Source organism: Pseudoalteromonas umbrosa (assembly GCF_030125375.1).
In the GTDB taxonomy this organism is placed as follows: domain Bacteria; phylum Pseudomonadota; class Gammaproteobacteria; order Enterobacterales; family Alteromonadaceae; genus Pseudoalteromonas; species Pseudoalteromonas umbrosa.
Window position 1 is genome coordinate 87881 of the sequence record NZ_JASJUU010000003.1, and the last position, 13197, is coordinate 101077.

The following is a 13197-nucleotide window of genomic DNA, read 5'->3' on the forward strand; positions in this document are numbered from 1 at the left end:
TTAAAAAACGATGGTTTTTTCCAGAAATAACAAGTTAGGAGAATTTTATAATAATGCGATGCAAATATGGTTGTGTGGCTGTGTTGTATGAACTCAGGGGGTTACCCTGAGTTATTTGTGATAAGCAAGCAGCAAGCTAGTTTGATTTCAAAGGTTGCTCTTTTAGCACTTCAAGCGTTTGTTCTGAGGTCATACTATGGGTAAGCGATTCAAGTTGATAACCGAGTTGTTCATAAGAGTTATCTAGGTTTGCATTTTTCTGATAATAATGAATATCTGCTGGTGTAGCAGGATCATTCACTCTTAAAGTAAATGCACCAAAGTTATTGTTTTCATTGGTTTCAGGGACTTTTTGCTCAACATCTGCCATCAAAATAATACGATAAGTCCCTTTCGCTAAATTGATGTTTTTCAGAGGAAGCAATACTTCGTGTTGTGAACCTACATCGTTAATAACCTGTATAGCGCCAAAATAAACTAATGGGTTGTTATTCAAATCGGCTAAGAATATTCCTACTTTTGGCAATACAGGAGAATTAGGACATCCATCATTTTTAACCACAAAGTTAACTTTCAAGTTTCCACCATAACCGACAGAAACATTTGCAGGCGTCATCGAGCCTGAGTGAAATAGCCAGTCTGGTTGACCAATGGTGCCAAAAGTCGCAGAGTTATGGCTTACTGAGACTGAGTTATTAAACCTCGCGACCACTTGGAAGTCTGTTGGCATACATAAGCTACTTAAATACTCTTTTGTTGTGCCGTCGAGATTGAATGGGCTTACTTTAAAAGTATTTTGCACATTAATTGGGCGGCAGCCATTGGTGCCGCAGTTTAAATCGGGGGCTTCTCTGCCGACATAATATCCGGTTGCACCGCCATCTTTTGTTAAAAAGAATTCAACTTGTCCGCCAGGATTAAAGATCTGAGAGCCGAATAAATAATAATGAATATTAAAATTTGCAGATCCCGGATTTGGGATCACGGTATGGTTGTCAAATGCAACATTTCCAACACTGATATTTGCAAATGCAGATGCACTAAGTAGTGATGTAGTGAGTACAGCAAGTTTAAACTTGTTAGACATGGTTTCCCTCCATTTTGAAATGTCTAAAGTTTGTACAGCTATTGTCGCGAGCACTTTATGATAAAAATTTGAGTAAAAAAAGTACCAATGAAGAGTTTTTTGACATAGCACAAGCTAAAAAGGGGGCATCCTCTTAGATATTAATCCTACACACTTTAATTTTTTTGTGACTAGTAGTTAATAAGGAATATTTTAGTAAATGATTTTGTTTGTTAATGAAATAAAAGTGCATATAAATTTATTTATAAAGACATGTGCACTTTTTGTAAAAAGGAGTGTTACCAGCGCTCAATTAAGTATTGTTTGTTTCTGTGATTAGCGCTTCCTTATCTCTTTTAATTGCGAATACTTCATGCTTTTTCAGTTTACTGAGCTCTTGAACTGAAATTGGGCTGGGGGCTGATAAATAGTTTTTGGAAATTGATGGCATAACTTTGTCAAAGATGAGTTGGACTCTTGGTATATGAAAATCAGAACTAATTATATCGACCTGAGGCGAATTAAGCTGTTTCAATACTGGGTAAGATAGGGTTGCATCTTCAATCGTGAAGCGGCTCAAAGCGCTTGGTAAAAAATGTTCTGCTTGTATACCTTTGCTTATCAAATATTGTTTGTTGATATTTGAGTGAGCGATTGCGGTTTGGTTGAAGTTGTCTCCATAGCCCCCTGTACAAATTAATCTCGCATTCTGTTGTTGTTTAAATATATCAAGAGCAAGTTCACATCTTGCGATTGAAAGAGGTGATAAGTTACCTTGATTATCATTTTTATGCCCTAAGACGATGATTACTTTTTCCATTTTTAGCCTGTAAAAAAACGCTGTAGCTAAGCACATAAATAGTGCTTAGTAATTGTATATGTGCATTAGCTTACCTTATTTTACAAGCTGTTGCTCAAACCATCGACTGATAACCCTATTTAGATTTGGGTCTCGATCAAACAGGGGATAGCCGTGCAACTTGCCTTTATAAGTGAGCAGTTTGCTATTAGCGTGTTTTGCTTCTTTGAACAGGATGTTGGCGCTTGAATAAGTCCTACCATCGTTGTCTGCAGCGATGATCAAGGTCGGTTTGTCGGATAAGTTTTCTACATATTTTTGAATATTGTCATAGGTTTGGGCAGATGAAAAAAAGGCAATAGCATCAATGTTGTTTTTATCCGCAAGGGTTATGGCCTGTGTACCGCCGCAGCTTGCGCCTATAACGCCAATCTTTCCAGTGTTTGATACTTTACGTCTTAAATATTCATAGGCTAGTTGCACGTCTTGTGGCCAATGTTTCACCATATCTCTCCATGCATCAGTGCGTGACTGACCAGTTAGCTTTCTAATGCTACTTATATCAAATTGACTATTTTTACTATCGCCGTAGCCTCTGAAATCTATGCTTAAAGCATGGATCCCTTGTTGGGATAATTGGTTACCAATGTCGTTGTACATGGAACGATTAAAATTACATTGGTGCAGCATAAGTAAGGCTTTATTACTGTCTTTTTTACCACTAAAGTAGCTCCCGTGGATGGTGAAATCATCGCTAGAAGTAAATGTAATATCGTTGTTTGCAGCGCTATTAAATGCAAAGCAAAGCGCAATAAGTGCTATTGTCTGTCTCATCATTTCTCCTTAAAATTTTCTTGGCTAAAATATCGTCAATTTGTTAGGGCGCCAATATAATTGCGGTGAATAGACAGCTGCACTCGATATCTACACTATGTAAAATTTTCAAAAATCGTATAAATGTGTACGTGTCTTTTAACTTCCCTCTACATCATTGTCCCAGATAAAAACACTTTTTCGGATACATGTTTCATATGCTGTATGCGTTATTAATTACCCTTAAGGATAAAATGTGAAACGATTAACGCTGAGTATTATAACCACGGCCATCCTGCTGTCAGGATGCGATAAAGATAATGATGTGGTTGTCATTGCACCAGAAAAGCCCGCGATGATTGAAAGCTTTAACGGGCTATGGGAAATCAAAGGAACGGGTGAGGTATGGGATTTATCATCAAATGGTCTGGTGACATACAACTTTAATAGCAATACATGTATTAAAGCAGATGAAGAAAGTGCCCAATTTACCAAGCCACTTGCTGATTACTTATCACTGAATGACGAAAAAGATCAATTGACCTTTAACAGCCCTGCGTCTTCCAAGGTTGAGCTTGTCAAACTCGACGCGCTGCCTTCACAGTGTGGCGCGGATAACCTGACAACGGATATGACACTACCAGAAATTTTTGATTATGTATGGCTGTCGCTCGATGAGTATTATGGCTTTTTTGAATTACGGGATATTAATTGGCAAGCGGTTTACGATACTTATAAGCCAAAGGTAACAGCATCCACTTCCCATGCTGAATTTATGATAATAATGGATGAAATTTTCACCGAATTTGGCGATGGACATCTTAGCCTCGAAGGGCCACAAGGAGAGCAAGCGGATGGCAGTAAAATTGATAGCTGGATCAAAGAAGGGATTTGGAATGGTGATGGTGATATCAATGATAATTTGGCACAGTTACAAGCCAAAGAGCTGAGCGTCTTAAAGCACTTAATGTCGGACGGTCAGGTACATAGCTTTGAAGGAACGGATGCTATTCGCTTTGGTCATATTTCACCTGAGCTTGGCTATATCCGTATTGATAGAGTCTCAGGGATGATTATGGATGATGTAGCAGACAATATCTTATCGAGGGTGGAGCAAGATTTAGATAATACAGATTTGATCATGACACATACGCTTGAACAACTACACGATGCTGATTCAATTATCATTGATTTAAGATATAACCAAGGCGGTTTTGACAAGGTATCGCAAAAAATAGCTGGTTACTTCACTGATTCGGACTACACATTTGGTACTAAACAGATCAGTAATGAAGCGTTTAAAGGGGAAGCGATCGATCTGGATGTGACCTCAAATACCGAGTTGAACTTCACCAAGCAAATTTATGTGTTGATCGGTGAGCATACCATCAGTGGTGGCGAAGTACTGGCTATGGCATTGCAGTCCTTGCCACACAGTCAATTAATTGGTGAGGCGACCAATGGCAGTGTTTCTGACACATTAACGCATCAATTACCAAATGGATGGGAGCTGACATTAAGCCATGAGGTATATAAAAATCAGGCGGGTGAAGTCGTTGAAGGTGTAGGCATCGAACCGGATATTGAAACTTATGCTTACGCAACCGTTGACCACAAATATATGACAGACACTCCCATTGAGTATGTAATGCAGCAGCAGAATGTCGTCAGCTCACATGCCAAGTCGGCCGATAAACTGCAGCAAGCCGTTCGTGAAGTCGTTACCAAAACCAGTTTGCCAAGTATTTCGGTGGCCGTTATCAAAAACGATAAAGTTGTTTTTGAGCATGCTGAAGGTTTTGCTAATTTGGAGCAGAACATACCTGCAACGGTGAATACGCCTTATAACGTTGCGTCCATCAGCAAAGCGGTGACTGGGGTGGCTATTATGCAATTAGTCGAAGAGGGGGCATTGAGCTTAGATGATAAATTGACAGAGATGAATCTGTCGTTTGATCCGAATAACCCCCAAAGTCCGTCATCTACCATGACGCTACGTCATTTGGTGACCCATACATCAGGTATAAAAGACAGCGATAGGTTTTTCTGCACTTATTATAAGTATGAAGACCAACTTCCATTAGCAACTTTGTTTGGACTATCGTTTTGCGAGGAGGATATTCCGGTAACGACGAGTTTAGAGCAGTTGCTAGAGCAAGACTATTTCTCAGAGCAAGGCCGCTATGTAGGCAGTGGTGTTTACCTTGATGGTGAGTACGGGCAAGCTGGTGAAGTCATGTCTTACTCTAATATGGGGACTGCGCTTGCTGCACATGCCGTGGAGAAAAAAGCAGCGTTGAATTTAGCAGAGTATATGAGTGAGTCTATTTTTGAGCCTCTGGGCATGAACAACACTCAGTGGGATCACACTAAGTTATCAGCGGATAACCCAAAAGCATTGCAATACAACATAGATGAAGCTGGAACTGCGCACGCTCTGCCTGAGTATGGCTACGCCACTTTATATGATGGTGAACTAAATATTAGTAGTCATGATTTAAGTAAATTGTTGGCTGCGGTGGCAAATCAAGGTAGTTATCAAGGTACTCAGATTTTAAATGCTGAGAGTGTAAAACAGTTAATCGGTGCGCAAAGTGATGTGTTTAACATACCTTATCAACAGGGCGTTTTTTGGTATTGGGACGGGACGTTCTTTGGTCACAATGGCGGTGATCCGGGCACGAATACGTTAATGATTTATAATGCGCTGACAAAAACAGGCGTCATCATGCTGACAAATGGTGAGGACTTTATACGCGGCAAAGAAATTATCCAGCCTCATTTGGATAATCTCGCGGCTGATCTGTATAGATTTGGTGTGCAGTATAAATAGCTAAAAAGTAAAATCACTTATAATGATGCGTGGCATGTTTTGACGTGCCACACATTCATCGTTTTCACCAGCGACTTTTAATCTATTCTCAACTTCCGACTTTTTAAAATATATCCTTATTTTTCAATATGCTAATCCTATCAGAACTCTATTTTTATATTTAATAGATAAGTTTTAAGACGTGATAAATGCTGTTGGTTCATAGTGGCTTCGAACTTTTTCTAAGGAGCAATTATGAGTTCACATCCGTTCGTTTTTAGTGCGGCTACGCTGGTGTCGTTAGCCACAATTCTGCCTGTACAAAGTAAGGAAACGACTTATATAGAGCCGCCCATGGTGAGTATTCCCAAAGGTACTTTTACCATGGGTAGTACAGAGGGAAGAGAAGATGAGTTACCTATTCGCAAAGTCACTGTACCTGCATTTCAAATGGGGAAATATGAAGTGACCGTAGCCGAATATCGAAAATTTATAGAGGCGACTGGCTATGAATCTACCAAAGGCTGTGTCCACCGTATTGGCCCTCAGTGGTTTGGCAGTGGTGAACGTGATGGGACATGGGACGATAATATTTATGTACTCAGTGAATTTCACCCAGTGGTCTGTGTGTCCCGTACTGATGCAATCAACTATGCAAAGTGGTTATCAAAGGCGTCGGGCGATCAATATCGATTACCGACAGAAGCTGAGTGGGAATACGCGGTAAGAGCAGGAACCAAGTCAAAGTACTTTTTTGGCGATGAAACCAGATCATCCGATGCGTGCCGATATGCAAATATTGCTGACATACACGCTTACTCCTTGTCTGGGAAGTTGTATGACGCGCCCTATGCTCAAGACGCGATCAATGCGTGTAATGACAATGAAGTGATGATCTCAACGGTTGGCCTGTATAAACCCAATGGGTTTGGCTTATATGATATGGAAGGCAATGTGGTCGAGCGATTAGCAGATTGTTATCAAGATAGCTATGAAGGGGCGCCTGTTGATGGTAGTGCGGTAACTAAAAAAGACTGTGAGGTTTTTGTCGCTCGTGGTGGCAGTTGGCACTGGCCTGCATTTGGTTCGAGCCGACGAATGATGATGTATGAGGACTTTTTCGCGGCGCTGGAAGGCTTCCGATTAGTAAAAGATACGAAGGGAAAAGCGTTAGAGGCAGCTGCAGGTACCCCTTGGTTTGTTAAGCAATTAAATGAAGCGCAAAAAAATGCCAGAAATAAACACAAGAAAGAAAACCCACATTATCCAAAACAGGTGAATGATGTGAAGCTGAGTCGCCTTAGCAAAGATAAAGTGAAAATTGCTTGGCAAGCTGAGCAAAAATCTGGTGTAACAGGGTACGAGTTATTGAGGCAAGACCCACTAACCAACCAGACTATCACATTGGTAAAACTGAGCCATAAGCAGACAAGTTTTATTGATGATACCGCGCTTTCGCACAATGGCAGGTACTCTGTTGTTGCGTTAAATGGCAGCTCGAAGAGCTTACCAAGTCCCGTCTTTGACAGCTATTCTAAGCAGCCTCATGCTATTCCCTCGCGCATTGAAGGGGAAGCATTTAACTTTGCGCCGGGGGCAACGGTTGTGAACTCTAGCTTTGAGCCAGAAGGCGATAAAATCATCGGCTCTCTTGGAACAAGTAAGGCAAGTTACATCCTCGAGGCACAGACAGCAGGGGACTATTTGATGACAATTCGCTTGTTTCACTCTGGACCGACACAAAATTATACCTTGATGCTCAATGGGGATCCGATCACAACCTCTGTGCTATCAGGCGAGCGTGGCTGGCGTACTATCAAAGATATCAAAGTAAAATTTGAACAAGGACAACAGACTCTAACCATCCAAGGAGAGACGGCCATCTTCGCAGTGAATTGGTTCGATATCGCGATGCGTTAGACGGCTAAATTCTACTTTTATCTTGTTCATAGGGGTTATTGATAACCCCTAATTTTATGAGTTTATCTCGCCGCGCTTGTTGCCACCTTGGTGAGGCGGTATCTCTAATATAGTGGCGATAAATCAGAGAATCTGTATCCTCATTAAGTTGGGCGTTTAGCTCCAATAACTTAACCGCCATTGCTAGTCCAACCCAGTCTATGTGTTGCATTCTTGCGATATTAAAGCTTGATTGCGCGTGCTGCTTGGCAACATCAATTTGTCCCATTTGGTGATAAATCTGTGCGAATAACATGTCCCTTCTGGCGGGCTCATCAATATTTTCAGCTAGTTTTATCGCCAAATCCGACTCGTTTTGTTCAAGGTAGATGTTAGCTAGCTGTTCACTGACGGAGAAGTAAACCCAGTAGTTTTCAGGCGTGATGGGCTGCTCTAATACTTTTAAGTAATAATGTTGCTTTTGCTCTAGCTCTTTTGCAAATAGTGCGAAGTGATAGAATATGAGCATGTAATGACTACCATCAAGCTGGTGGTCGGCTAACAAGGTTTTTGCTTGATAAAGATAGTCGTACTGTTCTTTTTCTAATTTGAGTTTAAACGCTTTGATTGATAAAAGTGTGTAGGCCCTGATCTCTTGTACTGGGCGATTGGCTAGTCGAGCTTGACTAGCTGATTTATACAAGTGCTTTTGTATCAATGTAAAGTCTTGCTCGTGTGCAACCACATCAGACAATGATTTACTGATCTCACTATTTAAGGCGTTAAAGTTCGCGTCATCCATTAGTGCACTGGCGCGTTCCAAGTGCTGTTTAGATTGAGCATATTGATTTAACGCCATTAGTAATTGGCCTTTAAGCCATTGGCTATATGCTTTGTACAGCGGATGATTTTGTTGTTCGCTGAGACTTATCATTTGCTCAATATGCGCGCTCGCAACATTGTGGTTGTATTCATCAAGCAGGCGTTCGACTAAATGTTTCAATATATCCAAATTATCAGGTGATTGGCTGTATAGCTTTTCAAGCTCTGCTGTCGTGAAAGTATCAGAGTGAACTTGAAAATAATCGGATTTAAGTAACCCATCAATATTTAATTGCAGCTGATCTTTAAGTTCGCTGACGCTGGGGGCGTAAATATAACCTTGCCAGTGCCTGAGGTGGCTTTGTAAACGATATTCAAGTAAGTACATAGGTGTGTTAGACACCTCTTTTGAGTAGATAAACCCGCTCAATAAAAGCTTATTTGATGTTGCTCCCAATAGCTTTTGGTGCTCTATGTAGGGAGAGTTGAATAGGGCTTGTGCCGAACTGTGTTGTTCACCGAGAACTGCGTAGCTGGCAGATAAGGTGTCATTGAGTTGATTTGTTTGGGAAGTTAAATGCCCTTCAAATCTAGGCGAAAAAGGAACTAATAAAATGTGTTGATGTGTACTTGTTTGAACATCCAGGTTGTTATCTTGATGTGGCCATAGCCAATAGCTGCTAACAAGGCCTATAACGAATAAAGTGGTGAATACACACGAGAGGATAAACCTTTGCAAGTATTTGTGTTTAGTTGACTGCGATGTAACCTCTACATTACTGGTTTTAGCCTGCGAGGTTATTTCTAGCTGCCATTGATAGCCACGCTTTGGAAACGTTTTTATGGCTGCATCAGAAATCATCGCCCTAAGCTGACTGATATTTTGAAATACGACCTGCTCAGAAACGACTCGACCTTGCCAAACATGATCCAATATATCTTCTTTACTGAGTACCTCTTGACGCGATTCGATTAACAACGCAAGTAACCTACTTTGAGTGGGGGTTAAGGGGATCTCATGACTATTTTTGAATAGGCGCTTTTGCGTTGGATCGAATTCGAAGTCTAGAAAATACTGCATGATTGGTGGTCGACACTCCATTGTTATGGCTGCAATAGTAGCCTAGTCGATGAGGTTTGTGAATGATTTAGGCTAGAAGTAAGTTTTTGATTACGCATGTAACAAGAAAAAGCCAAGCTACACTTAGTTAAAGTTGGGCACTGAGACAGTGCTTTGAAATATTGTAATTAGGTGATGGCAGATATTTATGAAATGGCTAAAGGATATTGATGAGTCTTTTGATGTACTCCTGACTGATTGCTATCAGCAAAGAGAAATGGAAATGGAGTACCACATTAATCAGATCCGATTTGTTGGGTTAATGTCACTCTTTTTATTGGAGCTTTTGATAGGTTTGCTAAATAGAGGCATAGATTGGACGTTAATTGTCGTGGATCTGGGCACTATGGCACTGACTGCGGTTTGGTGTTTTTGTGTCGCTCGGTGGGCAAAAAGTGAAGGCTACAAACCGTGGTTAAAGTACATTTCTATCTTATTTGATTATCTTATTATTTTGCTGATCACCCTTGAGATGGAGTTTCTATCGGAGATTGGCCACTTTTTACATGATATGCATAATACGGAGTTTGAATTGATGCTGATAAGCGCACTTATCTTGTTCAATGTGATGAGTGCATTCCGTCAAGGTAAGTTAATAATTTACTATTCCACCTTATGTTGCTTGGCAACGGGTACGGTGATCCTAGAGCACAGTGATACAGCCAGAGCGATTGAGATGCATGAGCAGATAATTATTCTATTTTCGGGCTTGTTGGCATGGTCGATTTCTAGTTATATCACAAGTACTTACACTAGGCTTAGACACAGGGAAAGGCTACTGCGTTATTTACCAAAGAAATTAGTGAGTGCAGTTGAAACTGGCAAAGTTGATATAGAACCTGGTGGAGAACGGCGCAATGTGACGGTATTAATGGCTGATATTCGGCGCTTTACCAGCATGTGCGAAACACATGAACCAGAAGTGATCACAGGCTTATTAAATCGATACTTTTCAGCGATGAGTGCAATTGTATTTAAGTATGATGGCATGATAGATAAATTTATCGGTGATGCCATTATGGCTGTGTTTGGTACACCTCAAGGTGAAGGAAATAGTGCCTGTAATGCAATTAATGCCGCTAAAGAAATGTTAGAAGCATTGGAAACCCTCAATAAAGAGTTTATCAAAGAGGGATTACCTAGTTTAGAAATAGGGATAGGAATACACAGTGGAGATGCAATTGCAGGCAATGTTGGCAGTGTGAGCTGTATGGATTACACAGTAATTGGCGACACCGTTAACGTTGCCGCCAGAATAGAAAGCAAAACGAAAGAATTAAAGAAGGCTCTGCTTATCAGCAAGGTTAGTGTCGAACAATCTCAGCAACAAGATTTACAAAAAGCCGCGGAAGTGAGCTTAAAAGGGCGAACTGAGCCCATAGAAGTATTTTTTGACCCTCAGATATGAATGTGTATTTTTTGTTTTTAAAATGAAAAGGTTTTGGTTTTAAATTGCTGGGTTTTATTTTAGTATGGGGACAACTCAAAAATAAGCTTGTCCTATTTATTTTGCCTCTTTGAGCGGGAGCTACACTATCTCGTGCTTTGAAGCGCATGGAAGGGGTCATAGGTCAGACACTGGGCAATAAATTCAGGGCGAGCATATTTTTGAGGAATCAAAATAAAAGAGTAAAACGTAAATCCTTTGTTTTACTCTTTTTGACATGGAAGTGACTTACTTATTTGCTTCTTTTGCTGCTTTTAGTTTAGCTGCATGATCTATCTTGTAATCTGGCATGTCTTTGTTGCCATGAATTAGGTAATTATCCATCCAACGCATCAGGCGAATGCTGTAATCATACTGCGCTGCAACTTTGCGGTTGCCATGACCTTCTCCAGGGTAATAGACTAAACGCACATCTTTACCTTGTACCTTCATATATCTATACAATTCCATGGATTGTGCAGGGTGTACGCGAGGATCATCTTTACCGTGCATAATTAACAATGGTGTTTTAGATTGACCAGCCCAGTAAATAGGACTGCGCTCAAGATACCATTGCCACTTCTGCCAAGGGTATGAGCGAGCGTGTACTAAAAACATCTCATTTGAAATATCAGTAGTACCAAATTTCGATAATTGGTTAGTCACACCAACAAACATGACGCTTGCAGCAAAATGCTCTGTTAATTTTGTTGCGCCCCAAGCAGAAGCATAACCACCGTATGAGCCTCCAGTAATACCCACTTTCTTGGTATCTACAAGTCCAAGGTCAACGAGGTATTTTTTCATATCGACTAAATCATCGAACTCTTTACCTGCGTAATCACCTTGGCCTAGTTTCGAGTAATCTACGCCTTTTCCGGTTGAGCCACGGTAGTTAGGGTAGAATACCGCATAGCCACGTGCAGCACCCATTTGACCTGGATCTGAATAGCTTGTCAGCCAACCATTTTTATCGTGTGATTCAGGACCACCATGAACAGACATGATCAATGGGTAACGTTTACCTTCTTGGTAGTCTAATGGATATATAAGAACACCACCGATTTCGACCCCGTCTCTGGCTTTAAATGTCAACGCTTCTTGCTTTGCAAAGCGTTTGTGATCAAGCCATGAGTTTGAGTTTGACAAGCGAGTCGTACGCTTTGAGCGTAGCATATAGACTTCGTTAGGGTGCTTTGCCGTGTTTGCAGTAAGTGCTATGGTTTTATCTGAGTCTGAAACTGATAGCTTTCCGGCGATAAGCTTGCCATCTTTGATGACTTTTTTGTACTTCTTCGAGCCAACTTTAATTTGCCCCACGAAGCTCTCTGCACCAACATGGCCCACAAAATTAAGCGTATTTTTACGATTAGACCACTCAAAGTCACCAATATGGCCCATAAAGTTCGGGATCCACTCTTCGATTTCGCCAGTCTTTGCGTTGGCTAAGAAAAGTCTACCCTTAGCTGGGTCATGCTTGTCTTCTGCACCTAAGATCGCAATGTATTTTCCATCGTGAGAAAATTCCGCTTCACCTAGCTTTCCTTCAGTTTGGAAAGACGTAGTTATCTGCTTTGTTTTGGCATCCATAATATGCCATTTTGACTTCATATATTGGTCATCAATGAGCGCGGTTGGCTGAGTTTTGACAAGCAATTTACTGGCATCATCAGACCAATTCACATCGCTTACATACCCTTGAACTGGAACGACATCAGGTGTGAGTGCTTTTTCACTTGGCTGTAAATCGATAATATGAAGCTGTTTGTTTTTCAAACCAAGCTCATAAACCTCTGCCATAAAGCCAAGTTTCTTCAGTTCTTTTTCTGAGCTATCTTTGGCTGGCATAGCTAAGACAGCAACTTGCTTGCCATCTGGGCTTAATCGATATTTAGAAATTGATGTATCTTTTAATGCAAATACTTTTTGCGCTTCACCACCGTTTACAGCGATACGGTAAAGAGTCGTGAATTTATCTGTTTTTTTCTTAGTAAGGAAGTAGATAAACTGGCCATCGGCTGACCATGCAATGCTTTTGATATTGACTTGACCAGTAATAAAAGGACGCTCAATACCCTCATCATCAACTAGGTGTAGCTCGTTAAAGTTTTTACCATTTTTATCTATGTACAATTCGCGGGGTACAGAGCGTGTGAATGCAACAGAATCACCGTCAGGGCTGATTTGTGCACTAACCACTTTTTGGATTTTTGGAATGTCTTCTATGGTAATGGTATCAGAGTGAGCGCCAGCGAGTGCGCTTGTACTTACCAAGCCAACTGCCAGTGCAATTGAGGATTTGATCAATTTCATTTTACTAGCCTTGAAAAAAGGATTGTGAGGGACGTAAAACGTCGGGTAAAAAAATTCACGCTATTTTACGATGAGTCCTACAGAAAACCACTGTTTGCGATTAATCGTCTGTGGTATGCGACTAATC

Annotated in this window: 8 protein-coding genes; 3 read left to right on the forward strand and 5 right to left on the reverse strand. The window is 40.8% G+C overall.

Features of this window, described 5'->3' with window-relative positions; translation table 11 throughout:
• Nucleotides 1-136 precede the first annotated feature (136 nt).
• The 3 genes from QNM16_RS10545 to QNM16_RS10555 all read right to left on the reverse strand — a co-directional run bounded on the left by QNM16_RS10545 (nucleotide 137) and on the right by QNM16_RS10555 (nucleotide 2702).
• Complete coding sequence (locus tag QNM16_RS10545; protein ID WP_284020445.1) at nucleotides 137-1087, reverse strand: hypothetical protein; 951 nt, start codon at nucleotides 1085-1087, stop codon at nucleotides 137-139.
• A 292-nt stretch (nucleotides 1088-1379) separates the two neighbouring features.
• Entirely contained in the window at nucleotides 1380-1886 is a 507-nt protein-coding gene (locus QNM16_RS10550; protein ID WP_284020446.1) for a YdcF family protein, read from the reverse strand.
• A gap of 75 nt (nucleotides 1887-1961) precedes the next feature.
• Nucleotides 1962-2702, reverse strand: coding sequence for an alpha/beta hydrolase (locus QNM16_RS10555; RefSeq protein WP_284020447.1), 741 nt, complete (start codon nucleotides 2700-2702; stop codon nucleotides 1962-1964).
• Between the two features lie 232 nt (nucleotides 2703-2934).
• Between QNM16_RS10555 and QNM16_RS10560 the strand changes: the two genes are divergently transcribed.
• The gene (locus QNM16_RS10560; RefSeq protein WP_284020448.1) at nucleotides 2935-5511 is read left to right on the forward strand and encodes a serine hydrolase; all 2577 of its coding nucleotides are present in this window, start codon (nucleotides 2935-2937) and stop codon (nucleotides 5509-5511) included.
• Nucleotides 5512-5745: 234 nt separating this feature from the next.
• A complete protein-coding gene (locus QNM16_RS10565) occupies nucleotides 5746-7410 on the forward strand; it encodes an SUMF1/EgtB/PvdO family nonheme iron enzyme (protein WP_284020449.1) in 1665 nt (554 codons plus the stop codon).
• Nucleotides 7411-7414: 4 nt separating this feature from the next.
• Here QNM16_RS10565 and QNM16_RS10570 read toward each other — a convergent pair whose 3' ends face one another.
• A complete protein-coding gene (locus QNM16_RS10570) occupies nucleotides 7415-9292 on the reverse strand; it encodes a transcriptional regulator (RefSeq protein ID WP_284020450.1) in 1878 nt (625 codons plus the stop codon).
• A gap of 187 nt (nucleotides 9293-9479) precedes the next feature.
• Here QNM16_RS10570 and QNM16_RS10575 point away from each other — a divergent pair, with 187 nt between their 5' ends.
• On the forward strand, nucleotides 9480-10739 hold the full coding sequence (locus QNM16_RS10575) for an adenylate/guanylate cyclase domain-containing protein (protein WP_284020451.1): 1260 nt from the start codon (nucleotides 9480-9482) through the stop codon (nucleotides 10737-10739).
• Nucleotides 10740-11006: 267 nt separating this feature from the next.
• On the opposite strand, the gene QNM16_RS10580 is transcribed toward QNM16_RS10575, so the two are convergent.
• Nucleotides 11007-13070: a S9 family peptidase gene (locus QNM16_RS10580; protein ID WP_284020452.1), complete on the reverse strand. Its 2064-nt coding sequence runs from the start codon at nucleotides 13068-13070 to the stop codon at nucleotides 11007-11009.
• Nucleotides 13071-13197 lie beyond the last annotated feature (127 nt).